General features: G+C 34.5%; 41 protein-coding genes. 11 read left to right on the forward strand and 30 right to left on the reverse strand.

Annotation, left to right across the window (positions count from 1 at the left end):
* The first annotated feature begins 3 nt into the window (after positions 1 to 3).
* Positions 4 to 2,277 carry a hypothetical protein gene (locus AC27VX_RS07220; protein ID WP_488694716.1) on the forward strand — a complete coding sequence of 758 codons (2,274 nt, stop codon included), beginning with the start codon at positions 4 to 6 and terminating at the stop codon, positions 2,275 to 2,277.
* On the opposite strand, the gene AC27VX_RS07225 is transcribed toward AC27VX_RS07220, so the two are convergent.
* Positions 2,258 to 2,911, reverse strand: coding sequence for a hypothetical protein (locus tag AC27VX_RS07225; RefSeq protein ID WP_488694718.1), 654 nt, complete (start codon positions 2,909 to 2,911; stop codon positions 2,258 to 2,260). The two genes, AC27VX_RS07220 and AC27VX_RS07225, sit on opposite strands and share 20 nt — an antisense overlap.
* Before the next feature lie 169 nt (positions 2,912 to 3,080).
* Between AC27VX_RS07225 and AC27VX_RS07230 the strand changes: the two genes are divergently transcribed.
* The 7 genes from AC27VX_RS07230 (at position 3,081) to AC27VX_RS07260 (ending at position 8,847) form a co-directional block, all read left to right on the forward strand.
* Positions 3,081 to 5,801 carry a phage tail family protein gene (locus tag AC27VX_RS07230; RefSeq protein WP_488694720.1) on the forward strand — a complete coding sequence of 907 codons (2,721 nt, stop codon included), beginning with the start codon at positions 3,081 to 3,083 and terminating at the stop codon, positions 5,799 to 5,801.
* 33 nt (positions 5,802 to 5,834) lie between these two features.
* Positions 5,835 to 6,146: a hypothetical protein gene (locus AC27VX_RS07235; protein ID WP_488694722.1), complete on the forward strand. Its 312-nt coding sequence runs from the start codon at positions 5,835 to 5,837 to the stop codon at positions 6,144 to 6,146.
* Complete coding sequence (locus AC27VX_RS07240; protein WP_488694724.1) at positions 6,143 to 6,829, forward strand: DUF6808 domain-containing protein; 687 nt, start codon at positions 6,143 to 6,145, stop codon at positions 6,827 to 6,829. The genes AC27VX_RS07235 and AC27VX_RS07240 overlap by 4 nt, the downstream gene beginning before the upstream one ends.
* A 1-nt stretch (position 6,830) precedes the next feature.
* A complete protein-coding gene (locus tag AC27VX_RS07245; protein ID WP_488694725.1) occupies positions 6,831 to 7,271 on the forward strand; it encodes a lysozyme in 441 nt (146 codons plus the stop codon).
* 207 nt (positions 7,272 to 7,478) lie between these two features.
* The gene (locus AC27VX_RS07250) at positions 7,479 to 7,784 is read left to right on the forward strand and encodes a hypothetical protein (RefSeq protein ID WP_488694727.1); all 306 of its coding nucleotides are present in this window, start codon (positions 7,479 to 7,481) and stop codon (positions 7,782 to 7,784) included.
* A 38-nt stretch (positions 7,785 to 7,822) separates the two neighbouring features.
* Positions 7,823 to 8,479: an SOS response-associated peptidase family protein gene (locus AC27VX_RS07255; protein ID WP_488694729.1), complete on the forward strand. Its 657-nt coding sequence runs from the start codon at positions 7,823 to 7,825 to the stop codon at positions 8,477 to 8,479.
* Positions 8,479 to 8,847 carry a hypothetical protein gene (locus AC27VX_RS07260; RefSeq protein ID WP_488694731.1) on the forward strand — a complete coding sequence of 123 codons (369 nt, stop codon included), beginning with the start codon at positions 8,479 to 8,481 and terminating at the stop codon, positions 8,845 to 8,847. The genes AC27VX_RS07255 and AC27VX_RS07260 overlap by 1 nt, the downstream gene beginning before the upstream one ends.
* A gap of 45 nt (positions 8,848 to 8,892) precedes the next feature.
* Here the strand turns inward: AC27VX_RS07260 and AC27VX_RS07265 are convergent, their stop codons facing one another.
* The 13 genes from AC27VX_RS07265 to AC27VX_RS07325 all read right to left on the reverse strand — a co-directional run bounded on the left by AC27VX_RS07265 (position 8,893) and on the right by AC27VX_RS07325 (position 14,008).
* On the reverse strand, positions 8,893 to 9,234 hold the full coding sequence (locus AC27VX_RS07265; protein ID WP_488694733.1) for a hypothetical protein: 342 nt from the start codon (positions 9,232 to 9,234) through the stop codon (positions 8,893 to 8,895).
* Positions 9,235 to 9,236: 2 nt separating this feature from the next.
* Complete coding sequence (locus AC27VX_RS07270; RefSeq protein WP_488694734.1) at positions 9,237 to 9,734, reverse strand: hypothetical protein; 498 nt, start codon at positions 9,732 to 9,734, stop codon at positions 9,237 to 9,239.
* A complete protein-coding gene (locus tag AC27VX_RS07275; protein ID WP_488694735.1) occupies positions 9,731 to 9,949 on the reverse strand; it encodes a hypothetical protein in 219 nt (72 codons plus the stop codon). The genes AC27VX_RS07270 and AC27VX_RS07275 overlap by 4 nt, the downstream gene beginning before the upstream one ends.
* A gap of 38 nt (positions 9,950 to 9,987) precedes the next feature.
* Positions 9,988 to 10,251, reverse strand: coding sequence for a hypothetical protein (locus AC27VX_RS07280; RefSeq protein ID WP_488694736.1), 264 nt, complete (start codon positions 10,249 to 10,251; stop codon positions 9,988 to 9,990).
* Between the two features lie 8 nt (positions 10,252 to 10,259).
* Complete coding sequence (locus tag AC27VX_RS07285) at positions 10,260 to 10,742, reverse strand: hypothetical protein (protein WP_488694737.1); 483 nt, start codon at positions 10,740 to 10,742, stop codon at positions 10,260 to 10,262.
* Positions 10,743 to 10,744: 2 nt separating this feature from the next.
* The gene (locus AC27VX_RS07290) at positions 10,745 to 11,137 is read right to left on the reverse strand and encodes a hypothetical protein (protein ID WP_488694738.1); all 393 of its coding nucleotides are present in this window, start codon (positions 11,135 to 11,137) and stop codon (positions 10,745 to 10,747) included.
* A 179-nt stretch (positions 11,138 to 11,316) separates the two neighbouring features.
* A complete protein-coding gene (locus AC27VX_RS07295) occupies positions 11,317 to 11,541 on the reverse strand; it encodes a hypothetical protein (protein WP_488694739.1) in 225 nt (74 codons plus the stop codon).
* A complete protein-coding gene (locus AC27VX_RS07300; protein WP_488694741.1) occupies positions 11,538 to 11,975 on the reverse strand; it encodes a hypothetical protein in 438 nt (145 codons plus the stop codon). Before AC27VX_RS07300 ends, AC27VX_RS07295 begins: the two co-directional genes overlap by 4 nt.
* Positions 11,972 to 12,235, reverse strand: a complete 264-nt coding sequence (locus AC27VX_RS07305) for a hypothetical protein (RefSeq protein ID WP_488694743.1) — start codon at positions 12,233 to 12,235, stop codon at positions 11,972 to 11,974. Before AC27VX_RS07305 ends, AC27VX_RS07300 begins: the two co-directional genes overlap by 4 nt.
* Positions 12,232 to 12,561, reverse strand: a complete 330-nt coding sequence (locus AC27VX_RS07310; RefSeq protein WP_488694745.1) for a hypothetical protein — start codon at positions 12,559 to 12,561, stop codon at positions 12,232 to 12,234. Before AC27VX_RS07310 ends, AC27VX_RS07305 begins: the two co-directional genes overlap by 4 nt.
* Entirely contained in the window at positions 12,551 to 13,330 is a 780-nt protein-coding gene (locus tag AC27VX_RS07315; RefSeq protein WP_488694747.1) for a hypothetical protein, read from the reverse strand. Before AC27VX_RS07315 ends, AC27VX_RS07310 begins: the two co-directional genes overlap by 11 nt.
* A gap of 79 nt (positions 13,331 to 13,409) precedes the next feature.
* Entirely contained in the window at positions 13,410 to 13,655 is a 246-nt protein-coding gene (locus AC27VX_RS07320; RefSeq protein WP_488694749.1) for a hypothetical protein, read from the reverse strand.
* A gap of 116 nt (positions 13,656 to 13,771) precedes the next feature.
* Positions 13,772 to 14,008 (reverse strand): hypothetical protein, encoded by a 237-nt coding sequence (locus AC27VX_RS07325; RefSeq protein WP_488694751.1) that lies wholly within the window; start codon positions 14,006 to 14,008, stop codon positions 13,772 to 13,774.
* A gap of 193 nt (positions 14,009 to 14,201) precedes the next feature.
* Here AC27VX_RS07325 and AC27VX_RS07330 point away from each other — a divergent pair, with 193 nt between their 5' ends.
* Positions 14,202 to 14,420: a helix-turn-helix transcriptional regulator gene (locus AC27VX_RS07330; protein WP_488694753.1), complete on the forward strand. Its 219-nt coding sequence runs from the start codon at positions 14,202 to 14,204 to the stop codon at positions 14,418 to 14,420.
* A gap of 146 nt (positions 14,421 to 14,566) precedes the next feature.
* Here AC27VX_RS07330 and AC27VX_RS07335 read toward each other — a convergent pair whose 3' ends face one another.
* The 13 genes from AC27VX_RS07335 to AC27VX_RS07395 all read right to left on the reverse strand — a co-directional run bounded on the left by AC27VX_RS07335 (position 14,567) and on the right by AC27VX_RS07395 (position 21,567).
* The gene (locus AC27VX_RS07335; protein ID WP_488694755.1) at positions 14,567 to 15,349 is read right to left on the reverse strand and encodes a hypothetical protein; all 783 of its coding nucleotides are present in this window, start codon (positions 15,347 to 15,349) and stop codon (positions 14,567 to 14,569) included.
* Entirely contained in the window at positions 15,318 to 16,283 is a 966-nt protein-coding gene (locus tag AC27VX_RS07340) for a hypothetical protein (protein ID WP_488694757.1), read from the reverse strand. Before AC27VX_RS07340 ends, AC27VX_RS07335 begins: the two co-directional genes overlap by 32 nt.
* A 137-nt stretch (positions 16,284 to 16,420) precedes the next feature.
* Positions 16,421 to 16,678, reverse strand: a complete 258-nt coding sequence (locus AC27VX_RS07345; protein WP_488694759.1) for a hypothetical protein — start codon at positions 16,676 to 16,678, stop codon at positions 16,421 to 16,423.
* Between the two features lie 31 nt (positions 16,679 to 16,709).
* A complete protein-coding gene (locus AC27VX_RS07350) occupies positions 16,710 to 17,021 on the reverse strand; it encodes a hypothetical protein (protein WP_488694761.1) in 312 nt (103 codons plus the stop codon).
* Between the two features lies 1 nt (position 17,022).
* Complete coding sequence (locus tag AC27VX_RS07355; RefSeq protein ID WP_488694763.1) at positions 17,023 to 17,481, reverse strand: hypothetical protein; 459 nt, start codon at positions 17,479 to 17,481, stop codon at positions 17,023 to 17,025.
* Between the two features lie 204 nt (positions 17,482 to 17,685).
* Positions 17,686 to 17,892 carry a hypothetical protein gene (locus AC27VX_RS07360; protein ID WP_488694765.1) on the reverse strand — a complete coding sequence of 69 codons (207 nt, stop codon included), beginning with the start codon at positions 17,890 to 17,892 and terminating at the stop codon, positions 17,686 to 17,688.
* On the reverse strand, positions 17,892 to 18,569 hold the full coding sequence (locus tag AC27VX_RS07365) for a YqaJ viral recombinase family protein (protein ID WP_488694767.1): 678 nt from the start codon (positions 18,567 to 18,569) through the stop codon (positions 17,892 to 17,894). The genes AC27VX_RS07360 and AC27VX_RS07365 overlap by 1 nt, the downstream gene beginning before the upstream one ends.
* Positions 18,566 to 19,147: a hypothetical protein gene (locus AC27VX_RS07370; RefSeq protein WP_488694769.1), complete on the reverse strand. Its 582-nt coding sequence runs from the start codon at positions 19,145 to 19,147 to the stop codon at positions 18,566 to 18,568. The genes AC27VX_RS07365 and AC27VX_RS07370 overlap by 4 nt, the downstream gene beginning before the upstream one ends.
* A gap of 11 nt (positions 19,148 to 19,158) precedes the next feature.
* On the reverse strand, positions 19,159 to 20,280 hold the full coding sequence (locus AC27VX_RS07375) for a cell envelope integrity TolA family protein (RefSeq protein WP_488694771.1): 1,122 nt from the start codon (positions 20,278 to 20,280) through the stop codon (positions 19,159 to 19,161).
* Between the two features lie 13 nt (positions 20,281 to 20,293).
* Complete coding sequence (locus tag AC27VX_RS07380) at positions 20,294 to 20,446, reverse strand: hypothetical protein (RefSeq protein ID WP_488694773.1); 153 nt, start codon at positions 20,444 to 20,446, stop codon at positions 20,294 to 20,296.
* Positions 20,447 to 20,469: 23 nt separating this feature from the next.
* Entirely contained in the window at positions 20,470 to 20,631 is a 162-nt protein-coding gene (locus tag AC27VX_RS07385; RefSeq protein ID WP_488694775.1) for a hypothetical protein, read from the reverse strand.
* A gap of 320 nt (positions 20,632 to 20,951) precedes the next feature.
* A complete protein-coding gene (locus AC27VX_RS07390) occupies positions 20,952 to 21,272 on the reverse strand; it encodes a hypothetical protein (RefSeq protein WP_488694777.1) in 321 nt (106 codons plus the stop codon).
* A 19-nt stretch (positions 21,273 to 21,291) separates the two neighbouring features.
* Positions 21,292 to 21,567, reverse strand: coding sequence for a hypothetical protein (locus AC27VX_RS07395; protein ID WP_488694779.1), 276 nt, complete (start codon positions 21,565 to 21,567; stop codon positions 21,292 to 21,294).
* Positions 21,568 to 21,721: 154 nt separating this feature from the next.
* Between AC27VX_RS07395 and AC27VX_RS07400 the strand changes: the two genes are divergently transcribed.
* Complete coding sequence (locus AC27VX_RS07400) at positions 21,722 to 21,913, forward strand: hypothetical protein (RefSeq protein WP_488694781.1); 192 nt, start codon at positions 21,722 to 21,724, stop codon at positions 21,911 to 21,913.
* On the opposite strand, the gene AC27VX_RS07405 is transcribed toward AC27VX_RS07400, so the two are convergent.
* Positions 21,910 to 22,143: a hypothetical protein gene (locus tag AC27VX_RS07405; protein ID WP_488694783.1), complete on the reverse strand. Its 234-nt coding sequence runs from the start codon at positions 22,141 to 22,143 to the stop codon at positions 21,910 to 21,912. The two genes, AC27VX_RS07400 and AC27VX_RS07405, sit on opposite strands and share 4 nt — an antisense overlap.
* A gap of 25 nt (positions 22,144 to 22,168) precedes the next feature.
* On the opposite strand from AC27VX_RS07405, the gene AC27VX_RS07410 reads away from it, so the two are divergent.
* A complete protein-coding gene (locus tag AC27VX_RS07410; protein ID WP_488694785.1) occupies positions 22,169 to 22,555 on the forward strand; it encodes a hypothetical protein in 387 nt (128 codons plus the stop codon).
* Here the strand turns inward: AC27VX_RS07410 and AC27VX_RS07415 are convergent.
* The gene (locus tag AC27VX_RS07415; protein WP_488694787.1) at positions 22,541 to 22,807 is read right to left on the reverse strand and encodes a hypothetical protein; all 267 of its coding nucleotides are present in this window, start codon (positions 22,805 to 22,807) and stop codon (positions 22,541 to 22,543) included. The genes AC27VX_RS07410 and AC27VX_RS07415 overlap by 15 nt on opposite strands.
* A gap of 1 nt (position 22,808) precedes the next feature.
* Positions 22,809 to 23,246, reverse strand: coding sequence for a hypothetical protein (locus tag AC27VX_RS07420; RefSeq protein ID WP_488694789.1), 438 nt, complete (start codon positions 23,244 to 23,246; stop codon positions 22,809 to 22,811).
* Position 23,247: the final 1 nt, after the last annotated feature.

Here is a 23,247-nt window from a genome sequence, read left to right on the forward strand (position 1 = left end):
AAAATGGGAACAACCAACATTAATGGACAGCAGATAACAATTAACGTTTCAGATACAATACCACCTGAAAATATTGCCACTATTGATAAAGGGTCTATGGTGGGCAATACAAAATCAAAGGAACAATTAGAAGTTTGGCAGACCGAAGTTGAAGAAAAAATAGATAAAGTATCATCATCCGGGATAAAAGGTGAAGCGACTCCAACAAGTTCTCCTACGCCTTATAATCCTACAGATTATCCGAAAGGCCTCTATGAGAAGTGGGAGGTCAGAACAGCAGGGACTTACACGAATTTTAAAGATGGATCTAATCCACCACAGCCCATTGTTGTAGCAACTTCTGATCTTGATAAAAAGCTAGTGTATATTAATGTTACCAACGGGGTGTCAAAGAAAGATGCAATAGCTATTCCAGGTGCTGCTATTGATGATACATTTAATGTAGCTAATATCAATAAAGCTCAGAATGCATATCTAATCGACAATTGGCTCTCAACAAAAGTCGAGGGTGGCGAAGCAGGAGGAACCACCGTTATCACTGAAGAAGTAGGAGTGTTTGATAAGAATATTGGAGTTAATATGGTTGGTAATGATGCTGATTCACTTGATTTTACTGCAGCACCAAATCTAGTTACCTGTAAAACTAATAAAAATTCAAATGATAATATCACAAGTGACAGGTATGTATCAAAAGGCAACGTAAACTTATCAGTTGCTGGAACGTATAAGGTTGTTATCGGTGTATTGAATGGCACCAATTTTATACCTACATGGATTTCAGACACCATTACAGGGGTTGTAGGGTGGAATTCGTTCCAGGTGAATAAAAAACTATCACCAAATCAGATAATTGGTGTAACAGGCGTGTCAGGATCGACTGCTAAGATTAGGTTTGCGTCTTCAGGAGCATCTACGAATAATAAATTATTCGCTCCAAGAAATGATGGAGGTAATCCAACTGAGCTTAATCCTGGAAGTTATTATAGTCTTTGGTTTGAGCTTTATAATATTAATTATATAGAGACCGCTTCCGGGTCTTTCAATCTTAAGAAAAGCACTTCTAAAATCGTTAACGATTTCGCTGCAAACAATTACAAGAGCAATAATCTGTCATCTGAAGGGAATACAATGGTAAATTCTGAAACCGCTCAGGCTTCTGGATATGCTGTCAATAAATACAGTCATTCAGGGGATAGTTTTGTAGAAAAATTAGAGGTTAATGCCCAAACCGCAGGGGCTTACACTATCGTAATCGGTTTTATAGATCAATGGAACAAACTTATTGAAAAGAAATTGATCACATCAAACTTAACAGCAGGAGTTAACACAGTGATAATTAATACAGTTTTAGAAAAAAACGATGTATTAGGATTTAAGATGCCTGCCAAATTCCCTGTAAATACTAATGCGGGTGCGTCTGCTAACCTATTTATTTCTACGGACTATGGCAGCACTTTAAATGCTGTATCCGGAAGTTCTTTGCCGATTAAGCTGTTTTTACGCGAATATGTTAAATCTAATATAGCAACTAAGACAGAACTTAATGCTGTTAATGATCATCTTAATAACATTGATAATATTTTCATGAAGGATGGAAAGAAGATTAAGTTAATTTTCAATTCGAACGGAACTGTAAGCTTCGAATACGTAGGCGGTTATATGAAAACTTTATTCATGGGTAATTCAATCACGCTATCATTGCCGTCGCCTGATTGGTGGGGTACCTGGGGTATGGCTGCATCAGAGAAAGATAAGGATTATGCCCACGTTTATTTGTCTAAGATGAAAGTTATAAATCCTTCCGCGAGCGTTAATCCGGTTAATATATCGCTCTGGGAAAGCGTAATATCAACGTCAAATCCAAGCTACACGTTTGATTATAGTACGCTGGACACCCATTTCTCCAATCAGCCCAATGCGATTTTTTTGAAAATAGGTGAAAATGTCACCTGGAATCAATATTTCAAGGCCAGATTTAGAGACCTAATAGAATATGTAATTCTGAAGAATCCAACTGCATTGATTAAGGTGTGTGGGGTATTCTGGGCGAACGCAAATATAGACAATGACATGAAAGCTGTTGCCACTGAAAAAGGCTTATCCTTTACGCCTTTAAGCCAATTTGATACTGCCGGAAATAGATCCTATGTTGGTGCTGTAGTTAAAGGTGATGATGGGCAAAACCACACAATTACACACACTGGAGTAGCAGCTCACCCGGGTGATGGAGGAATGCAAGCCATGGGGAATGCGATATTTAATTCTTTAGGATTATAGCTTTAAAAATTTCATTAGAAATATTTAACATTCCAGTATTTCCCGGATGTGCTGATACGCCTTCAACGGTCCATTTTGCTACATCAGATCTATTTGAATCTTTAGCAGCTGTATTGATTTTGTTCTTGGAAATACTGGAAATGTTTATGAAAGTTGAATTTGATTTGTAAGCAATTTCTTTGGATACATTAAAATTATCGGGACTCATGAAAAAAGGTGATAAGACAAATTTATTTTCAAAAGGTTTTAAAAACTTAATTGAGCTTTTTTTAAATAAATCAGATGATTCAGAAGCAGTGTTGTCGCCTAGCTGGAAAATGACAATGTTAGGTTTAAAGTTTTCGACCACCTTGAATTTGGAAAATTTTTCTGGCATTCTTTCAAATAATGACCAGTTGGAATATCTGAGGATAATATTTTTTGTTGAATAATGTCCTATAAGTTTTTTAAAAAGTATATGAACATAATCTTTATCATGAGTAGATGCAGCCATGCCAGATTTATGATTCCAACCTATTTCATTGGCAATCCCGTGAGTAGTTATGGAGTTACCTATGATGTAAATTTTTAAAGTATCAGAAGATTTTGCAGAATAATTTAACTCCTCATAAGTCGGCATTTGGATATTATTCATGTCAGAAAGTTGATCATTTTTCTGGCAATTGCATAGAATTACAAATAATAGTAGAATAAAAATATTTTTTTTCATGGTAAAAGTTAATGCAATATAGTAAAAAATGAAAAAAGCTTAAAATTATTTTCAATAAAGTGAAAAACAAAAACAATATAAAATCGTTTATATAGTGAATAATTTAATTCTATACAGAAACGGATCGCCCTTGTTCAATTTAATTGAGCGAGGGAAGCGTTCTGTGGATTCAGCAACACTAAACCGTGTTATGCTTTCAGATGATTCGGTTTCGATCAAAATGAATTCAAGGGAAAAGCTGGATATTCTGATTAACGACTATTTTGTGTTGTTTGATTCTGTTTATCGCATCAACTCACTTCCTTCTTTGACGAAAAACGCTGAGAATAACTATGAGTACAATATAGTTGCTCAGGGCCTAATGTATGATTTAAAGAGATGTAAGTTTTTCAATGCAGATGCAAGTGGATTCGGACCTGATTTGGAATTTCCACTAATCGGAACAATTGAGGTTTTCTTATTAGCTCTTAAAAACAACATGAAGCGTTTTGCCCCGAATTGGGAGATAGGATCTTTCACAAATGGCGAAACTAAGTCTTTGACATTTGGAGATGATACTTGTCTTTCCGCTTTGCAGAAGATTTGTGACAAAGAAAATGGCTTTAATACTGATTTCTGGGTAAAATATGAGAATGGAAAGTATGTAATTCACATTGGCGACTATGGTAAAAAGGTCCCGATTAAGTTTGAGTACGGAAAAGGCAAGGGGCTTTATTCTCTTTCACGTAATAATGTGGATGAAAACGATATTGTAAATAGGCTTTATGTTTTCGGGGGAACAAATAATATCCCGAATGAGTACAGAAACTTCAGTAAGCGTTTAAAGCTACCTGGTGCAGATTATCTTGAAGATGCCGGATCGATTGCGGCCTTCGGATTAAAAGAAGGATCGATCACTTTCGATGACATCTATCCGAAAAGGACCGGAAAGATTACGTCTTTAGGAGATACTAAATTCAAGTTCTCTGACTCTACAATGGATTTTGACCTTAATGAAAAAGAAGCCGACGGGGTTACAACTAAGTATCTCATTGCTGGAACATCTGCCAAAATTCATGTGAACACAGGAAATTTGGCCGGATATGAGTTTGAGATTAAAAAGGGTGGATATAATCATACAACGAAGACCTTTGAAATAATTCCTTTCAAAAACGATCAAGGCCAGAGCTTTCCGGATGAAAAGACTGAAGCTTTTCAATTTGCTGTAGGTGATGAATATGTTCTGATTGACATCGAAATGCCTAAAACTTACGAAGATAATGCGGAAAACGAACTGTTTATTAAAGGATCAGAGCAGTTCAATCTGAATTTAAAGGCAAAAGTATCTTATGATCTAAATATTGAACCACCCTATATGGAGAAAATAGGAGTAGGGAAGTTTGATATTGGTGACTATGTACAGGTTTATGATAGAATTCTAGGAATTGACAAGATTCTTCGTGTAAATCAAATCAGTACAGAGTTCATAAAAGGCGGATATTTTAATCCTTTTGATATGAAGATTGTTATTGCTGATAGTTACGAAATTGCATACAGCTCACAGGTAACTCTCCAGATCAAGGAAATCAAGAACGTTATTTCAATCACCAATCTCGGAAACATCAACTATTCAAAATTAGGTGTAAAAACCACCGAAGAATTAAAGAACCTTGTTTTCGATACAGATGATTATTTTGACCCTGAAAACATTCGGCCAAACTCAATTGAAACAAACATGATTTCAGTTGGGGCCAGATCACAACAAATAAGTTGTAGTGTTGTTTTCTACGTGATGTTTGAAAATGATAAGAATAAGATCAAGGTTAATCCTGGAATAATATATTCTCAAACGTTTGATAAAGAGTGGAGTATTCCAGAAAATGTAGAAACTATTCCAGACGATCAATTTCGATATGTTTACGGGAAATGTTCTAAAACAGATCAAACCGGATCAATAGTTTTCAGTCAAGAGCAATACAAATTCGATTCAGACGCGAATGATTACTATTTTTTAATAGGAATTCTGCATTCGGTAGTAGATGGTGTGAGGGTATTATCCATTACTGTTGGGACGACTACAATTAATGGTGGACTTATCAGGACTGGAATCATTTCTTCGCTTGACGGCCAGATGACAATTAACTTGGATACGCAAGAGATTAAGGGAAAGATAAAGTTTACGGACGGCTCAGACGGTTTCACGTCTATTGATAATGGATTATTGATGTCACAAGTGATAGAAGTAGGAAATAACACTGCTAGAAACGCCTTTATATCTTCGGTAACAGATGCTGGTGGTGATTCCATCCGGTTTGGAGCAGGAGCTGATTATGCACATAAGAATGACGCGGTCTTCAAAGTGCTTCACAATGGTAAACTGATTGCTGAAAATGCAGATATTAAAGGTGTAGTCAATGCTACATCCGGAACCTTTTCAGGTACCATTAATGCTTATGCTGGAACCTTTGGCAGTGTGATAACCAATAAATTTTTTACAATTACAAATAATGGTATTGAATCACCGCAAGGCTGGGTAGTTGTCGGAGATTACACTGGGGCTGGTGATAATAGGAAGTTCGCTCAACTTTCCGGTGCGCAAAATACTGGATCAGCCATGCTTGATATTGTTAATACAAAATCTGATGATGTTTTTCATACTGGAATTTCCATTGATGTTAGAAATGGAAACGGAGGAAATGTAGCGTTAGATATTCCCAATGGTTCTATAAGGATTGCGGGATATCTAGGCTATACAGGCGGTTTAACAGTTAAAGATTGGGCGGGGAATAACAAAACATTATCATTTGCAAATGGAATATTAATAGGAATACAATAATGAAAGAATTTATATCAAATCATAAAAAATGAAATGGCGAATCTAAGTACAAGCGAGATCGGAAAAATTCAGAGTCTTATCAGCAAAAATCCTTATGCCTTTGCAGCATCTGTATTTTTTTTGATGTTCTGGATTACCTATTTCATCAATTTGAATAATAGCAGTGAATCTAAGGATGATTATAAAAAGCTCTATTACGAAGAGCGAAAGAAGGTAGACGATCTTAATAGACAATTACTGATTAAAGCAGGATATATTCAGCAAGAAACAATTAAACAAGCCGATAGCACTCTAAGGGAAAAGACCCAGCAACAGGCTAGACAACTTTTAAATAGAGCAAAATGAAAAAAAATGCATTTATAGCGATTTTGGTTTTGGCGGTTATAGTTTTAGTCGCAAACCTATTTGCCGGATGGTTTAAGTCAAGTAAAAACGACAGGATTGCAAAAGAAACCATTTCTAAACGTGATACTATCTATGTTGATAAATGGATAAATCCAATTGATAGTACAACGCACGGGACTTTTGAGCAAAAGGAGGGAGAAGTAATCCAGAATCATATTACGAAGAATTACATTACCTATGTTCAAGATACACTGGCTCCGGCTCTCAATATTGCAACTGAAAAAATAGATGAGCTGACTCGGGCAAAATTTATTCTTGAAGGGCAATTGAAGGCCAGTAAAGTCCAGCGAGAGAAAGACCGGATCTATTACGAGAATAAGTATCTGAAAATAGTTTCCAATACCAATGACAGCACTTTAAACTACAAGTATGATGCAATAGTTGACATTGTTAAGTATAATGAGCGAAAATGGTTATTTGGCAAAGAAAAATCATATATAGATATTTCTTCGCCCGATAAAAATATGAAAATTAACGGGGTCGAACATTTCAAAAAAAGCATTGATGTAAAGCCTAAAAAAATTGGATTTGGTATTCAGGCAGGATACTACTACATACCTGGCACTAATCAATTTTACCCCGGATTTGGAATTGGAATATCTTACAATTTAATACGATTATAAAATGAAAACATCAAAAAAAGGAATAGACTTAATATTGTCATTCGAGGGGTTCAGTGCTAAGCCTTATCTGGACTCTGCAGGAATTCCAACGATAGGTTATGGGAATACCTACTATCCGGGAGGAAAGAAGGTCACCATGAAAGATCCCGCAATCACAAGAGAAAAAGCGACAGAATTATTTTCGACTGTTTTACCAACTTACGAAAAAATGGTCAGCAATAAAGTGAAAGTGGTCCTTACCCAAAATCAATATGATGCCCTTGTATCACATACTTACAATACCGGAGGATCTGATACGCTATTTTCTTTAGTCAATAAAAAAGCAGGAGAGTCCGAAATTAGAAACTGGTTCACCACCAAATATATTACTGCTGGCGGAAAAACTTTGAATGGACTGATCCGTAGAAGAAAGGCGGAAGCTGATCTGTTCTTTGCGAAATAATATTTTAAATATTATATTTGATTTCTCATTTTCTATGAAATGAGTTAGTAATTAATTTATCCTCGGAGTGATCTGGGGATTTTTTGTTTCTCACCGTTGGGAAAAGACACCCTTCAAAGTGTTTTTAAACCTGAAAAAATTAAGATTGGGACAAATTGTATCAATAAATATTTTATAATTTTAAAAAAAATGTATCAATTTTGTATCATGGAAATTAGAGGTGTAATTAAATCAAAACATATAAATCATTTACGGATCATTACTTCTGATAAAAAACAGGAGGTAGATGTATTTTATACTGAGAGTAAAAAATTTGACATTGAAGAGCTCATTGAAAATGAAGTTGTGCTTTTCAGTATTGTAGCTGAATCAGTTGATTATTACGGGTTAAAGTTGGCTAAATTCTGGCTTTTAAGTATTATTTCCCCAAAAAAGAAATTTTTGTACAAGGGAAAGAAGAAAGGCGATAATGAAAACAATGAGGAAGGCTGGGCTGATAGGCACATTAAATAATTGCATGATATTTGTACTTTCGGTGAAAAATATTAATCATGTGCAATCGTGTAGATAATGCAGGTCTTTCAATGGAGGAAGTTTCTGCAAACCTATCTGCTGAAATAGTGGAGGGGAATTACATTCTAAAACATGAAGTCAATGCCTTTGACGTACCGGCCTTGCCGATTGTGTTGTATCACCATGGCCGAAAGATCACACACGGAACCTGGCGCTTATATAAAGATTATGATAAAACGAAACCCGGGAAAGGAGTAAACCTAACCGCAGAGAAAACGCATACTTTTTACAAGAAGTTTGAAAATAATAGGGCAGTGGTACCTGTGAGCGGATTCTACGACTGGATGCACATTCAGAATCCGGGAAGAAAAACTCCTATTACTGTAAAGCACCGAATGCATTGGAAGGATCAGGATCATTTCTTTATCGCAGCATTTTATGACGTTTGGGATAACGGAGAAATAGGTTTTGGACTGGTTACCACTGTTGCCAACGAATTAATGAGCGTTGTTCACAATTCAAAACTCAGAATGCCAATATGCATGGACGTTGGCACCGCAAATAGATTTTTGAATGATGAACCGATTGAAAGCTTTGAGTTTCCGGCTTACGATCCCGCTTTAGTTGCTGTAAACCTGGAACCTCAGAAAATACCAAAAGAAAATCCCCCAACGCAAGCCTCATTCTTTGACTAATGGAAGATTCAAAACGCATATTACAGCTTCTCTCAAATTATATTGAAGAAGATCCGGAAGATCTAAACAGCTTCTATGATGATGCTATGAATCTAATTAGAGGTGCAGCTGCAGATAAAGATATTGAATTTGATGGCTACTTTCGCGAGCGATGGGAAATATCCGCTGATACGATATTTGAATTTGATGAAGAATATTTCGAAGATGAAAACCGTCGGGACCTTTATGTATTCTTATCTGCTTTAGTTGACGAGGAAATATTTGATTATCTTAATTATGTATGGCATCATGTCTTTCATGAACAATTAACGAAAGAAATAATTGAAAATAGAATCCAAGAATTAAAAGAAAAAGGCATCAGATTTTAAACAAAATAACCCCTGTTAACGCAGGGGCTTTTTTTGGTAGGGTAATTACTTTAGCGAATCAATATATTTATATCGAGCCTCAATCGCTCTTTCGATTGTATCATATATTCCTAAGTATTTTAGTTTACCAAAATAGCTAAAACGAGCAATATATCTTCTATGCGTATGTTTGCTAATTCCTCTTGGCAAGTATCCATTAGCTACACCTTGAAAATTATCAATAATAAACTTTTCTCGTGCAGTCACGGCTTCATCCAATGTATCAAATACCCCTACATGAATTTGCCTTTCTTTGTTTACAACGTGCTTTTTTACATTGATTTTAACAACATATTTACCATAGGCATAAGATATGCTTTTAGGCAGTTGTTCTTTTTTACCAATCATCTTTACAGCATTTCAAAGATTATACATTTTGATGGGTTGAAGGTCCTGGATTCGGATTCTTCATAAGATTTAAAAGCCTCATAATATTTTTCCTCTCCCTCCTTATACATCCAGCCACTGTCTTCTTCTGGGTGACCTGATGCATACCATCCATAATCTGACATTCTAGGTTCGCTCACTGGATTCTCTCCCCAATGGGCGCCATAAGCATTAATTACAGCATCGAATGCTTCAAGAGCCGTTTTATAACAATATGTATTTACTGGAATATCTTTGACGTAGTGAGCGAATAAACCGGTATGAATTGACTGATGCAAAAATCCTTTCGCAATATCCTCAGTAAACACATCACCCTTGCAGATGAGTTTTATTAGCTGATCATCATCGGTACAAAATCTTATTCCTTGCTTATCGCATGATATTACATTTTCTAAATGCTGCATGTCATCAAACTCCACAATAAGGAGTCTTTTGTTTAGTTCTAATTGTAACTGCTTCATGATTTCATTTTTTCAAGTTCTTTTTTAACTTCGTTCCAATAAAAATATTTTGGGTTTAAATTGCCTAAATACATTGGAATATCCTGGATTATTTCATTTACAGAGATAATAGAACACTCTATAGCTAAATTTTCATCCATTCCTTCAAAATCTTTCAATAGAGGTATTTGTCTATAATTATTGTAAATGTTTATTGCTTTATCTTTTGGGTTCATAATTCTTGTTTTAAGTGCCACCCTAAGATGGCACGGGGTTATTCTAAATGTTTATACACGCTTGTTCCACATATTTTTTCCGCCTCTACAATATCTTCATACATAGATATTACTTCGTCTTTAGTAAGAAATATTTCAATTAGATTATCACCTGAACCTAATTTTTGGTAAAACTTTACACGCTGTACTTCTATCTTATAACTAACTTCCATATTCTCATCCATCACAATATCAGGTGTGGTTTTGAAATTTCCATAAGTAACAAATTCTGTTTTTTTATTAAATGATTTAAATTTTTTCATTTTATAGTTTATTTATTGGTTAAAGTTGCTTTGTTGATAAACTGGTCTTCCGAGAGGTTGAAGACATTTAAATGATATTCTAATAGCTCTACAAAAACTCTGTAAGGAAGTCTATCTGGATTTGACAATCCAGCGCCTACTCTAATTAAAATGTCTTCTAAATGATCAAAACCATTATTCATAATTTCTACTATGGGCGTAATAACCTCCCCCTCATGCTCTATCTCTTTTGTTAGATAGGAGAGGTCGTATAGGACGGGCTTTACTTCATCCAATTTAAATCCATTACCAATTCCCCCACCTGGTTTAATGTTTATTTCAGGCTCGTATTTATGAGATTCATCGTTCCATTCTGTTGATGCCCAGAAAGGGTATTCTGTAACAGTATTCACCCCAGTTAATAGGTGTCGCTCATTATCTCTATTTGAAATAAACTCTAATCCATACGGCAGGTAAGCCGAGTATATACGTAGTTGTTCTTCTTTTGTCATGGCTAGTAAATTGGTGCTTTAGGCGGAAGTTGAATTTTTTGAAAGTGAGTATAATTTTCAATGTGACTATCTGATAAATCATCTATCTCCCAACTCCCATCCTCATCATTCCACCACATGTAATACCCGTTTTCCAACTCTTTGTAAGAATCTTTATTAAGAACCGTCCAGCCGTTGTTATTTTCGATTCCAGATAGCGATTTTGGACGCCAAAATTCACAATGGACTTCACATTCTGTTTCTTCATCAAAACCTAAATCTTTTGGAGATAGATTCATTCTATTTCGGGCCCTATCAACCCAATGATGTACTGTTAAAATATGCTGTTGCATTGATTGGGTAAGTTTACCCCAACTTTCTCCAAAAGCTTCTTGTATTTTCTGTTCTTTTGTCATTGTTTTGTTTTTATTTGTATTTTAGTAAAAATTAACTACTATGTTTTTAAGTTCTCCAGTTAACGATGCATTGAATAAAGGGATGAGTGATTTTTTATTAGCTCTTAAACCTATTTTGCCAATTTTAGCCATAATCCTAGTTTGTGCACTTGTATCTTGGGCGATCGTCAAATTATTCGTTAGGAAATAAGGCCATGCAGGAAGTTTATAAGTTCAGGGGATTGGTCTTTTAAATATGGTTTGTACAAAATCCAATTATGTGTCAATCTATAAATATTATCTTCTCGATTGCCTGGAAGGTGTACAAGCAGTATAAACATCAAATCAGATAAGACTATTTGTCTATTTTCTGTTTCTGGCAGTTTCTCCCGTATATCGGCTGTTAGTTCTTCTAGTGCTTTCATAGTCCTATCTGTTTTAAAGCGGAGGGGGTTAATTCTAAGCCATTTAGAATCATATCCTCAATTATCCTATCTGTCCACGAAAACCAAATTTTTCGGCTTTTATGATGCACGACGAAATAATTTTCATCTGTTTTTATTTCTCTGACCTCACAACTTTCAAATAGTAATTTTTCTTTTGCTTTTTGATATTCTAGTAAGTGTTTTTTATACTTAGACTTATCCACGTCTCCAAATCCATTATCATTGTAAGCGCCGCTTAAAAATTGAGGCTCTTCTAAAATATCGCCATCTTCATCTACAGGAACAAACATCCCCAATTCGAGAGGCTGTTTTAAGAAATTAGCGTAGTTCTCAATAGTATCTACATAATGTTCCATTGATTCACATTTGTTTCTGAATTCTAATACGAATTCTGTCATTGGTAATAATTTCATTGTATTTTGTTTTCTGGGTTTGTGATTGAGGATTTATCAACGATTATTCCGGTTGACTCCTCGTTTGTTCGTGTTCTTGCATTCTCCGCAATTCTCTTCTGCTGTTCCTCCTGGACTAGATCGCAGGCAGCGAATGCGTGTTGTATAATATCAGAAGGACTTTTTAAGGTTATGTAATCTGAAATAATTTCAATGAAATTATCATATCCTTTGGCTTCTGCATATCTATCAAAGATCTCTTGTTTCTCTTGGTGGCTCATGATTCTTTTATTTTGGTTAGTAATTCCTTAGCTGAGTCAATTTCACTTCTTAAAGAGAATTTTGAAAAATCACCTTTTAATACATCTTCATAGTGACCAGTTAATCTTTCCAACACCTCCCTCATTTCCTCCTCATAGTCAGGCTTTTCGTCGAGCCACCAATTAATTCTTAATTTCGTTATTATTTCTTCATTTCGAAGACTTTTGAATACTTCTAACCCATCAGAATTTTCATAAAAAAGCAATGTTCCTAAATCTGTGGAATAAAGACTTTTTTGAGTAGGCAGTCGATCAGCTGTCGACACTTTTATATACTTAGTTTTCATTGTGAACCTGTTTCAGTTTATCTAGCTCTTGCTGTTTTTTTTCAATATCTGATTTAAGCTTAAATCTTTTCTCTTCATCTTCTTTCATAAGAATAATTCTCTTTTTTGCAAGGTTTTTTTCATTCAGCCATTCATCAGTAGTCCGCATTATCTGGGAGTCACTAAAAGACACTTCTAATTGTCTTTGTTTACAAATATTTATAGCTTCCTCTTCCGATATATCAACAAAAACACCATATCTTTTATCCAAGTGATATGAATAAGAATCATTGTAGTCGTGATAAAGTTTATAGCCCCACATATTAGATTCTCCATCCTTTATTTTAATTTCCATTGATAATTTCAGACCATAGAAGCTTTTATCATTCTTATCCTTAGTTATTGGTGCAATGGAATCGCTTGGAAACATTGTAATAGTATTAGCCTTTAATAATTGAGTTCTATTTATTATAAATTTTTCATTATCTATTTGCGTTTTCTGTAATTGTGATAATTCTAAATTTAATTTTCTAATCTCTGCATCAATATTTTTAAGTTCAAATTTTTTGCTGATTATTTGTTTGTTTAAATCGTCGATTTCAATATTTAGAATTTCTACTGGTGGATTATCAAATAACTCTTCTCTCTTATATTCTTCAAGAGATCCGAAACCCTCAAATTCATGTCCATACTCATCATCTGTAAATGTTGTCAAAGCTCTTGCGAACATTCTGTTTTCTATTTCGGCCTCTACAAATACCTGAAAGCCTGATTTTGTGTATTTATACATAATATTTTTGATTTAAATTTTGCGAAATTTTGAAAACCGGGCTTTGGAATCCGCCACCCGGAAAACTAACCATGATTCTTTACTCGGTGATACCTATTTTCTCTGTTAGAAATTTTTCAGCAAATTCAGCAGAACGCTTAACTGAAAGCTCATGTCTATCTTTAAAATCATAAGCTACAGCGTCTATTTCCCCCACCAATTCGTTGACTAATTCCGTAAGGTTCTTTAAGTTTTCAAACCTTTTATCATCTTCGTTTGTTTCTGCTACTGGCCTAATTTCACCAGTTAATTTTTTTACGATTTCGATCATTGTAAGTGCTTGCATAATATTTTAATTTTTGTTGTTATTTGATTTTAATTTTGTAAAAACTGAGCGAGCGAACCCGCTCAGAAAACTATAACCATGTGACCGTTATAGGTGGTCAGCCTTTTTTTAAATTTTTAAATCCATTCGGTTTCAACATTGGAATAAACCAATTCTATTCTTTCTATGCTGATATGCAGATGGTGCTTTGTCTTCTTGTTTTTAACCAGCCATCGTTTGGCCGAGTTAACAATGCATTCTAAATCAGTCTGATAATCATCATAAGTATTCTTAAAGTCTTCTAATTCGTCTTTTTCGGCAACTTCTAAAGCATAATTATTTAAAAGCTCTTCTCTTGACATGGATTCTAGCATTTCAGCTAATTCTGGTCTTCTTGATTTTAGTTCGTTAAATGTTTTCATGTTATATTTAGATTGATATTAATTACATGACAAATATATATAGTTATATTTTAAATATAATAAAACCAAACGTTAATATTTTGTTAAAAATTATACTTTAAATATAATTAGTAATTTTAAGAGTATAAATTATTATCTTTGACGTATGGAAAAGAAAAAATTTAACAGATTGAAAGTTGTACTTGCGGAGAAGGATGTTACCCAAAAAGAGCTTGCGGAACATTTGGATACAGGAAAGGTTTCTGTTTCACGCTGGTGCAATAATGAGGCTCAGCCAAATATTGAAACATTTTACAAAATAGCAGAATTCCTAAATGTTGAAGTTTGCGATTTGTTTCTTAAAACTATTAATCCTTCCTCTTAATCTCTTCCGGGTTGCAATAATCCCCTGTTCATCCTTGTCCTCAAAAAATTGCTGATAGTTTCCAAACTGATCAATCATCGTAATTGGGGATAGCTTGTTTATTCTGTTCTGCCTGTATACTTCGGTAAGGCTTTTAATTTCTGGGGTCATGACTTTCTGTCGTTTAATCGTTTCCAATGTTGCATCCAGATTTCCTCAGAGGTGTCGTGAAGCTTCAGGTACACCACATAGTTTTTGATCATTTCGTTCTGAAATTCCAAATACGCATCTTTCTTAATTATTTTCGGTAGCGCGGTTCCTTCTCCGCTTAATTTTCCCTCTGCTGATTCTGGGACATAGTTTTTAAGAAAATTCTCAACAAAAATCAACTTCACTTTATCACCTTTTTCTTTTTTGATCAGATCGTAAAAAATAGGTGTTGCTAAAACTTTTCCATCAGATTTGAACCTGTGGTAATCCCTCCTGATATTGTCTAGCGTTAGGGCTTCGTACTCTTCAGAACTCATTTTCTTTTCTGGAGGTGACATTAATTTCCTGATTGAATCTTTTGCGTTCTGATACTTTTGATCGCGGATTTTGAATTCTGCGTATCCCATTTCGTATTGGGCGAAATGCGCTTGATTAATTTCGCGGAAAAATCTCACTTTTTCACCATCTATCTGCAAAAGCCCCTTTTGTGCCATGCTGATCGCAATCATGAATTCTTGTTCTGTAAGGTCACATCTTCGTCCATAATCACAAACTCTGTTGATTGCGATATTGAGAGGTGAAAGCGGATCATCCGGATCATTTTTGTCCCCGTCATCAGGAAATTTAGGATCAATATCAAACACAACACGATTTGCAAAACGCATCAGTACTGCGTCGTCTGAGTATTTAAGTTTAGCCTGCGAAAGTTCAGCCCGAACCGTCTCTGGAAGTTTGTCCACGAGCTCTATCGGCAAGTAGGGAAGCAGCGGAGACTTTCCCACCTTGGCCCATTGAGGAATTTCCTGTACGGTTGCTATATCCGTTGTTTGAGTTGTTGTTAATTGGTTTTCCATAAATTGGTTTTAAGTATGGGATTACATTTCTGAGTTTATTTTTCCAACCCTGAATGGGTTTTTTATGACCGTCTTTCCATCCGGCATCATTCCAGCTGTTGTATTTAGCCCGCACAGCGAATTCGTACTGCGAAAAATCGAGTTTAAGTTCGTTTTGATATATTTCCCTAGCTGATTCAATGAAAGTTTCTATATCGGGCGGTTCTGGCTTTTCTTTTTTTTGCGCAACTTTTTTTCTTTTTTCTGATTCTTGTTGATTAAGAACTTCTTCGGCTTCTTTTACTAATTCTTGTATTGGAGTTACTTCACGAAAAAATTCTTCTGAAACTTCAATTTCTACCTCTTCCTGTTTTGATTCTTTTTCTAAAAGAATATTGTTATTAGGTAAATTGGTATTATTGTAATTAGGTATATCTATACTAGCAATGCTTTGGCATGTGCTTTCAACTATGCTTTGGTCAGTGCTTTGGACTTGCTTTAGCATATGCTTTTTACTTGCTTTGGTAAGTGCTTTGGTATTTGCTTCGGTAAAAAATGCTAAGGCAATTATATTCGCTGAGTACTGATTTTTTGATTTCTCAACCATCTTTAGGAATCCCCATTCAACTAACTCATTTAAAGTTGTAATAAAGGTTTTGTATGATTTTATACCTATTGCATCCATTACCATTGTCGTTGGGAACCCAAATTTTTCTTTCCAACCCAACCTGTTGCAATGCTCAATTGCAAAGAAAAACATGGCAGAATGATTAGGTTTAACTAGATCTGGATTTTCAAATGACCAGTTCCAAAAACAGCGGGATAGTTCATATATATTCATTTTATGTATATTCAATAAATTCAAAAGCAATTCACACCAGGCGCGGTAGGCCTGTAGGGTAGTATCCGGACTTTAACACATTCATTCAATTTTTGCCGGATTAAGTGTCGTTCAATTATAAATCTTTAACACTGCGATTATTGACTATCAAGTATCAATATTGCGTCATCAAAAAGACTCTCTATAACCTTTTGTGGTTGTTTATTTTTTTCCACTTTTTTACATTCACATTTCTCAAACTGCAATCCATCACCACTCGGAATCATTTCTACTTTATCACCTCGCTCAACATATTTTTTCAGATCTTTTAGCCAATCCATGTCTGTATAACATTCGGGCTCACAACAGGCAGCGAAAATATTACCGCAACATTTGTATTTAATAACTTGTATCATAGTATTATATCTTCTTTAGTTTGTCAGGAGTTTAACTTTCCTCAAATTCACTATATTGAAGATTTTGAGCTTCAGTATTTTCAGTGAATGTTTTGTTTATGAAATCCAATTCTTCCTGGAAAACAAATGGTGAGCGCAATTTCAAAAACCGGTACCATTTGTCATTTACGAACGCATATCGATGAAAATCCAGATACATAAAGTCGGTTTGTCTGTTGTGGAATTGCTCCATTGCTTTATAAGAATTGAATTCTTTGGATTTCAGCTCAGATCCCCCTTCGTAGTATTCTAACTTGAAATTCGTGGCGTTTTCAATGTTTATTCGTTTTTTGAACTTTTTCATATCAGAGTCTATTTATTGAGTATCCGTTCTCTTTCGCCCATTCTGGATGGAGCTCAACGTATGAGTGGCCTTCACGACTTAAAGCTTTCCAAAATCTCGTATCAAGTAGAAGAGATACATTATTAATCCTAGCCCAACTGTCGGCAAAACCTACTTTTCCTTTCATGTGGTGGATATCAGTTGTCTCTTTACCTGTTATTGGGCATATTCTGTTTTCAGGTTTGCTCATAAACTGGATCTTTGCAACTGTATACTTTGCATTCTCTACAGCTCTTTTTTTAGATACCTTTGGAATAGGCTTTCTGATTTGGATCTTACCAGAAGACTTACTGTAGTTAACTTCTGCACGATGTCGTTTATAGTGCATCTTTTTGCATCTATCTTTTATGATTGGCTGTTCTGGAGTGCCTGGTGGACAGTCAATACATTGGCCTATTTTGTCTTTAATTGTACTGTTCATGTAGAATTCTGGATGAGATTATTTTATTATGCTTTTTCAGGTCTTCTCTAAGGACTTTCAGGATAAGCTTATTGTCCTTTATAACTTCGCAGGTGGCTATGAAACATCGTTTCTTTCCGTTAGTCTTGTGCTTATTGGCAATCTCTTGGAGTCGGTCTATGTGGTCCCGGACTTCAACTATTCGTATTTGTAAATAATTCATGGTTAAAATGTTTCTATGTTTTTACTAGGGTTGGGAAGAGACAGGTAATAATCCATGTCGTAAGTAAAATTCTTTCGTGTGCGTTCCATTTCGTCTTTCGTGAGCTGTCTGTGAGTCACATTTAAATACCAGAGCCAGAACCGGTGATGATCTTCTTTGTCGTAGACCTTCGGTTTCTGGTAATTTTGAGGATGATGGGTTATTGCCATTAGTTTTCATTTACAAGTTTTAGAATTGATTCTTTGTACTCTTTAGCGTGCTTTGCTTTGACCAATAATCTTTCTATATAATCTTCATCTTTTGGTACTGTAATAAAATGAGAGTGAAGATTTTCATTGTAGAATCGATTATCGAAGCTCATAAAAATGCATTCGTCAGTATTTGTTAAATACATATTAGTTTGCATTTGTCCGTAATATTCTGGAATATTTGCCTTTATATCCTCAGCAGTTTCAAGCATTAGGTATTCAAGATGAGTGTCTGAATTCGGGCATTTTATTTCGCCAGACTTTTTGATTTTTCTCATGATTAAATCAGGTGTACCACCTAAATTGTATTCATCGTCATAAAAGAAAACAAAGCCATTCGTAGAGGTGTAAATAATATCATCATCATCGATATTTTTACCAAATTCAGAAGCGAAACGTACCGCGGCAATTGGTTCGGTGTCCTTACCATGTTCCATTGCTGAATTAAAGTAACTCGGTTCTCTGGGTGCAAGAATGGCAGCCGCTTTTTTTCTGATATAAGTTTTCGCACCAACCGATAATACTTCACCTTTCTTTTTAGGCTCGGTCATTAATTTTGAAGAATCACTTGCAGTGAAGTATTCGGCTCGAAAATCTAACCATTCTTCTTCTGTTTCAAATACTGCATACTTTATCATAATGCCATTTTTTCAGCGTTAGACTTACCACTTTCAGCAAGATTTGAATCAAGCGTAAAAGCTACTAAATCGGCTCTATTTAGGTTTGCCCCGAAGATGTTACCGAACATATCACAAGCATCTTTTATTGCAAGTGTTTTTGCTAATGGATAAGCCATTGAAATAGCACCATTATTTATATTTTGTAAATCGGCTGGACTTGTGCCGGATTTTGTTTGTAATTGACTTGCACCAATGCCATCATGAAAATACCACTCGCCATTAATTGGGCTCTTAAAATGAACTCTTACTGTCACCCATACACCATTGAATGAAGAACCTTGACCAGTAATTTCAATTTTATATTCTTTGAAAATCTTTCTCAATAAATGCTCTACCTTATCAATAGGTAAATACTCATAAGGTACTTTTTGCTTCTGACCATTAATAACAACATCTTTTTTGATGAATGGGTGTTTAGAGATCCATTTAGTTGGTGGGTTTTGGCTCAGAAGAAAATTCAATTGATCATTTTTCCATGCTAACTGCAGGTCAGTCGTTAAATCTGCTATTGTTGGTAAATTATTAGGTGTACTCATTGTATTCGGTATTACATTAATTCAATTTCAGCAAATGCCCATCTTTTGAAAGCTTCAAACTTTGCTTTTATCAAATCGGCTTTTTCATTTTCTATATTTGCAGATGGTAATTCAAACGAAGAAACCCAAACATTTAACTGATCTTTGATAGGGGCTTTTGCTAATGCTGCAGCTTCTTCTTTCAGTCTTTTTTCTTCTGCCAATCTTTCTTTCTCTGCTTTCGCTTCTGCATCTTTTTTGGCTTGTAATTCAGCTTCAACTTTTGCCTTTGCTTCTCTTTCGGCTTTTAATTTAGCGTCTTGTTCAGCACGTACTTTGGCTGCTTTCTTTTCTGCATCAGCTTTTTCTTTAGCCGCCTTTTCTTCAATTGCTTTCTTCTCGGCTGCGAGTCTTTCGTTTTCTTCTTTGATTTTTACTTGTTCAGCGTCAAACACAACCTTTTTACAATCTGCATTTTCTTTGATGCTAGAAAATTCAGCATCAGTCATTTCGCCGAAATTAACATCTTTGTTTTCAACAAATTGCCATAGTGGTAAAAGAGAATCTTTTCTTACTGAATGAAGATTTTGAATTTCTGCAAGTCTTTGTCTTTCTGCTTCTGCCTTTTTTTCTTCAGCTTGTTGATGCTCGAATTGAAGTTTTGCACCATTCAGAACCTTTGTATATTCATCGTCTGAAAGATCACCGAAATTCAAACCCATTGGCACAAAAGCGTTGTAAGGCTCTAATTCAGAAATTCTTTCAGCGTTTAATTTTGCTTTTCTTTCTTTTTCAAGATTCTCAGCGTACTTTTCGATGTTCTCAAGATTCTGCTCAATTCTTTCGTTTACCGCAATTTCTTTTCTCTTGATAGCATCGACAAACTGACCACCTTTTAAGAAAAATTCTTTGGTAGTAGAATGCCAAACATTGATGCCTTTGGTTCTGTTATCTTTAAATAGCAATCTTAATTTTTTAGCTTTTTTTGCTGTTTCTGGATCTTCAATATCCATTTTGATAATCTCGGCATATTGCTCTTCGAGAATTGCTCTTTCAGCTTTAATTTGTGGCAGGTTACCAACTAATTCAGTTGCTTGATTTTCTGCGATACCATACTCAGATGGATTTATTGTTGTAACTTCTAATGTTGTCATGTATAGTTTAGTTTTAAGCGTTAAAGTGATCTATTTGTTTTCTGATCATGACAATATCATCACCGATCATAGTTGTTTTTGCTCTTTTTTTAGGCTCGTAGTATTTGAATCCACTACCGTAAGATTCTATAACCCAGCCTCTGTAAGTTTCTTTGTAATTTTTCATAATGTTTAATTGTTTTTTTTGATTTATTTATTCGCCAACCATTTTGTGTAATCTTTAACCCTCTGCTTTTTTGATTTCTTCTTGTCCTCAACGCCTGCAAGTGTTTGGTTACATAATTTTACTTTAACAGCATCAGGTAAAAGATTAAGAAATGTTTTAGCGGCTATGTAATTTGGATCTGCCATTGTTTGTGATTTTTATATCGTTCTATTTTGGCTAGTGTACAGATAACAGATGATCTGAAGTCACGAGCTGAAAACCATTGAATCCATTTTTCATGTGAGATAAATCGGTTCTTAAATCTGTTTTTTAGTCTCATTGTGGTTTGGTTAAGAATTCAATGAATTGTCTGTAGTACAATCTGAAAAACCTGCAGAAAACAAGCCCAAAACAGGCATAAATCGAATTCGAGTAATCTAATGCAGTTTTACCCGCATTTAATTCGCAATCATTCATCATAACAAGTATTGATGAGGCTATAAAGAGATTTAAGATGGTTTTCATGTTAAAATTCTTTTTGAAGTTTAATTCTCATATCAGTAAACTCATACTCACTTTCATCTTCAGAAGTAGAGTAGTTGTCTCTTAAGTAGCACTCAATAGCTTTTTCAAGGTCTTGGCTTATTTCAGCTATCTTTTCGCCCTCATCTGCCAGACAAAACTTTGAATCTGTAAAGTCAATGCAAATAGTTGGCGTTATCTGCAGGTAGCCAGTGTACACCCCGTATGAAGAGTTATAATCAACCTCGCCAGTAATGAAATTGTCATTTTCAAGCCTTTGAAGTGCGATATTTTCAAGCATTGGTATTGAGATGGTTGTTTGCATGATTTTGAGATTTTTTGAGTTAAATACAGTCGAAAGCTTTTTTTACTTCTTTTTTACAGAGTTTAGCTTGCTTTATTTTTTCTTCGGCATTTTTATTTGCCCTCATGAGTAAAACTTTAAGACCGATTATATTGCCTTCAGTCACTCTGTTATTTCTATATGTAAGCTCTCGTAAAGAAGAAACGCTTACATTTTTTACCTCATTGTTCACGTCTGCCCGGTCGTCTTTTGTTGTAAACATTTTTAGATACTCAGACAGCTGAAGAGGTATTGTTTCACCTATTTTTATAGCCATTACGTATTATTTATTATTTTTGCTAATAATTAAGAGCTTTAACTCTGTAATTGTTTTACAAATATAAATAAGTTTATGTAAACAAGTGTATGTTTAGGTAAAAAAGTTTATGCATTTGTTTTAACTGATTGATAACCAGTGATAAAAATTTTATATGAAAGAATTATTAGAAAAGATTAGTTCGCATGCCACTGAATTTGATAAAGACAAAAACCCCGTTGAATACAACGAGGTTTTAAAACTTATTAGAATGGGATATGTTAAAAAGATCGGAGCCTTTGAAGGAAGTGATGCTATAGTAGTAAGGATAACAAAGGAAGGAAGAGATACTCTTCTTAAGCTTTAATTTTCTTTAAGCCTGTCAGATTCTATAAAAACAAAGTGTGAAGGTTTATCTTCATTTGATCCTTTAAAAGACCTTAAACTTCGTTTTGTTATTCTTTTTGCGGAATTTTTCCTGCTCGGAATAAATCTTCTTACAGCGTTAAATAGATTTAAAAACTGCTCAAAAGTATATTCATGTTCGTACTGGGGATAAAGCTTCAAAAGCTCAATGCTTATTTCTTTGTCGTTCATTACCATTTAATATTTATACAAATATATGAAAGAAATAGATAAGATAAACTTGTTTATCCATTTTTTAACTGTATCATCAAGGTTTGAAAGCCAGGAAGAGGTAGGGAAATTTATTGGATATCCTAATAAATCATCCTTTTCACAAATGCTTAAAAAGGATATGACACCGGTATTTCGAGAAAGATTTTATTCAGCATTTCCAGAATTTGAAAAATTCTACATTGGGTTTGCTGAAGACACTGTAGATGTTAAGTTAAATTTGAATTCGGATGTAACGGATGAACTTATGCTCCAAAAAGAAACCAATGACGCAATTAAAAAATTACAAGATCGAAAAATTCTAGTTCTTACGGAAAAGATAGATAATTTTATGAAGGAGCTGGATAAGTTTAAATCTTCAATTAAAGATTAATCTTTCAAACTTATAGTTTTTGTTTTTTGCAAAAATATTCCTGCTTTTAATTAAAATATATCCGAAACTTTTAGACAGTTCCTGCATGTCTAAAAATGTTACTTCTGAGGCTTTGTTAAATTCGTCTCGGATTTCGTCAGCTTTTGTAAGATATTCATCAGCAGTAAGCAATCCGGACTTGTAATCGTCCCACAATTGATCACTAATAGATATTAGAATTTTAAGCCTTTCTTTTTTCTCTAAAAACTTCATACTACTTTTTATCTCTAATTATTGATGAATATCTATCTAATGTGGTATTCAGGAATTCATTTTTATCCTCCATGCTTGTGTAATACCTGGCTTTTTTCAGTAGTAAGATAGCAACTGTAAGAAATAGCATAAATACAGTTATTTGTGTTATAAAATATGCTGTATTAATGCCAATAAAAATATAATTTACGACTATTACAACCTGCAAGTAAGCAGAAAGATACACGGCGTAGTAGCTTTTTTTATGTGCTCCAAATCTACCTCCATAAGCGATAAAAAGATAGCTTATTGGCATTGCAAAAAAGAAAATAGCACTATCCAAATCTAGAGCTTTTGCACCTGCTACATCTAAAACTATAGAAGGTGTATTGAATAAATGCTTTAGTATATTATTAAGAAATGGTAGAATAGAAGACAACAATACTAGTATTGTTGCCATT

The organism is Chryseobacterium sp. 14P4.3.2, assembly GCF_057799275.1.

Excerpts from the sequence above, each read along its gene's own strand:
- AC27VX_RS07380 (WP_488694773.1), bottom strand. The coding sequence starts at position 20,446 with ATGAAAAATTACAAAGAAACTTACAGAGGCTGGGTTATAGAATCTTAC.
- AC27VX_RS07365 (WP_488694767.1), bottom strand. The coding sequence starts at position 18,569 with ATGATAAAGTATGCAGTATTTGAAACAGAAGAAGAATGGTTAGATTTT.
- AC27VX_RS07350 (WP_488694761.1), bottom strand. The coding sequence starts at position 17,021 with ATGAAAAAGTTCAAAAAACGAATAAACATTGAAAACGCCACGAATTTC.
- AC27VX_RS07290 (WP_488694738.1), bottom strand. The coding sequence starts at position 11,137 with ATGACAAAAGAACAGAAAATACAAGAAGCTTTTGGAGAAAGTTGGGGT.
- AC27VX_RS07390 (WP_488694777.1), bottom strand. The coding sequence starts at position 21,272 with ATGCAAACAACCATCTCAATACCAATGCTTGAAAATATCGCACTTCAA.
- AC27VX_RS07410 (WP_488694785.1), top strand. The coding sequence starts at position 22,169 with ATGAAAGAAATAGATAAGATAAACTTGTTTATCCATTTTTTAACTGTA.
- AC27VX_RS07385 (WP_488694775.1), bottom strand. The coding sequence starts at position 20,631 with ATGGCAGATCCAAATTACATAGCCGCTAAAACATTTCTTAATCTTTTA.
- AC27VX_RS07220 (WP_488694716.1), top strand. The coding sequence starts at position 4 with ATGGGAACAACCAACATTAATGGACAGCAGATAACAATTAACGTTTCA.
- AC27VX_RS07360 (WP_488694765.1), bottom strand. The coding sequence starts at position 17,892 with ATGGCAATAACCCATCATCCTCAAAATTACCAGAAACCGAAGGTCTAC.
- AC27VX_RS07235 (WP_488694722.1), top strand. The coding sequence starts at position 5,835 with ATGGCGAATCTAAGTACAAGCGAGATCGGAAAAATTCAGAGTCTTATC.
- AC27VX_RS07370 (WP_488694769.1), bottom strand. The coding sequence starts at position 19,147 with ATGAGTACACCTAATAATTTACCAACAATAGCAGATTTAACGACTGAC.
- AC27VX_RS07280 (WP_488694736.1), bottom strand. The coding sequence starts at position 10,251 with ATGAAAAAATTTAAATCATTTAATAAAAAAACAGAATTTGTTACTTAT.
- AC27VX_RS07315 (WP_488694747.1), bottom strand. The coding sequence starts at position 13,330 with ATGTATAAATACACAAAATCAGGCTTTCAGGTATTTGTAGAGGCCGAA.
- AC27VX_RS07240 (WP_488694724.1), top strand. The coding sequence starts at position 6,143 with ATGAAAAAAAATGCATTTATAGCGATTTTGGTTTTGGCGGTTATAGTT.
- AC27VX_RS07340 (WP_488694757.1), bottom strand. The coding sequence starts at position 16,283 with ATGAATATATATGAACTATCCCGCTGTTTTTGGAACTGGTCATTTGAA.
- AC27VX_RS07255 (WP_488694729.1), top strand. The coding sequence starts at position 7,823 with ATGTGCAATCGTGTAGATAATGCAGGTCTTTCAATGGAGGAAGTTTCT.
- AC27VX_RS07330 (WP_488694753.1), top strand. The coding sequence starts at position 14,202 with ATGGAAAAGAAAAAATTTAACAGATTGAAAGTTGTACTTGCGGAGAAG.
- AC27VX_RS07375 (WP_488694771.1), bottom strand. The coding sequence starts at position 20,280 with ATGACAACATTAGAAGTTACAACAATAAATCCATCTGAGTATGGTATC.
- AC27VX_RS07355 (WP_488694763.1), bottom strand. The coding sequence starts at position 17,481 with ATGAACAGTACAATTAAAGACAAAATAGGCCAATGTATTGACTGTCCA.
- AC27VX_RS07300 (WP_488694741.1), bottom strand. The coding sequence starts at position 11,975 with ATGAAATTATTACCAATGACAGAATTCGTATTAGAATTCAGAAACAAA.
- AC27VX_RS07270 (WP_488694734.1), bottom strand. The coding sequence starts at position 9,734 with ATGAAGCAGTTACAATTAGAACTAAACAAAAGACTCCTTATTGTGGAG.
- AC27VX_RS07325 (WP_488694751.1), bottom strand. The coding sequence starts at position 14,008 with ATGCTAGAATCCATGTCAAGAGAAGAGCTTTTAAATAATTATGCTTTA.
- AC27VX_RS07420 (WP_488694789.1), bottom strand. The coding sequence starts at position 23,246 with ATGGCAACAATACTAGTATTGTTGTCTTCTATTCTACCATTTCTTAAT.
- AC27VX_RS07245 (WP_488694725.1), top strand. The coding sequence starts at position 6,831 with ATGAAAACATCAAAAAAAGGAATAGACTTAATATTGTCATTCGAGGGG.
- AC27VX_RS07305 (WP_488694743.1), bottom strand. The coding sequence starts at position 12,235 with ATGAGCCACCAAGAGAAACAAGAGATCTTTGATAGATATGCAGAAGCC.
- AC27VX_RS07405 (WP_488694783.1), bottom strand. The coding sequence starts at position 22,143 with ATGAACGACAAAGAAATAAGCATTGAGCTTTTGAAGCTTTATCCCCAG.
- AC27VX_RS07285 (WP_488694737.1), bottom strand. The coding sequence starts at position 10,742 with ATGACAAAAGAAGAACAACTACGTATATACTCGGCTTACCTGCCGTAT.
- AC27VX_RS07320 (WP_488694749.1), bottom strand. The coding sequence starts at position 13,655 with ATGCAAGCACTTACAATGATCGAAATCGTAAAAAAATTAACTGGTGAA.
- AC27VX_RS07275 (WP_488694735.1), bottom strand. The coding sequence starts at position 9,949 with ATGAACCCAAAAGATAAAGCAATAAACATTTACAATAATTATAGACAA.
- AC27VX_RS07400 (WP_488694781.1), top strand. The coding sequence starts at position 21,722 with ATGAAAGAATTATTAGAAAAGATTAGTTCGCATGCCACTGAATTTGAT.
- AC27VX_RS07345 (WP_488694759.1), bottom strand. The coding sequence starts at position 16,678 with ATGATACAAGTTATTAAATACAAATGTTGCGGTAATATTTTCGCTGCC.
- AC27VX_RS07415 (WP_488694787.1), bottom strand. The coding sequence starts at position 22,807 with ATGAAGTTTTTAGAGAAAAAAGAAAGGCTTAAAATTCTAATATCTATT.
- AC27VX_RS07265 (WP_488694733.1), bottom strand. The coding sequence starts at position 9,234 with ATGATTGGTAAAAAAGAACAACTGCCTAAAAGCATATCTTATGCCTAT.
- AC27VX_RS07310 (WP_488694745.1), bottom strand. The coding sequence starts at position 12,561 with ATGAAAACTAAGTATATAAAAGTGTCGACAGCTGATCGACTGCCTACT.
- AC27VX_RS07395 (WP_488694779.1), bottom strand. The coding sequence starts at position 21,567 with ATGGCTATAAAAATAGGTGAAACAATACCTCTTCAGCTGTCTGAGTAT.
- AC27VX_RS07250 (WP_488694727.1), top strand. The coding sequence starts at position 7,479 with ATGGAAATTAGAGGTGTAATTAAATCAAAACATATAAATCATTTACGG.
- AC27VX_RS07225 (WP_488694718.1), bottom strand. The coding sequence starts at position 2,911 with ATGAATAATATCCAAATGCCGACTTATGAGGAGTTAAATTATTCTGCA.
- AC27VX_RS07260 (WP_488694731.1), top strand. The coding sequence starts at position 8,479 with ATGGAAGATTCAAAACGCATATTACAGCTTCTCTCAAATTATATTGAA.
- AC27VX_RS07295 (WP_488694739.1), bottom strand. The coding sequence starts at position 11,541 with ATGAAAGCACTAGAAGAACTAACAGCCGATATACGGGAGAAACTGCCA.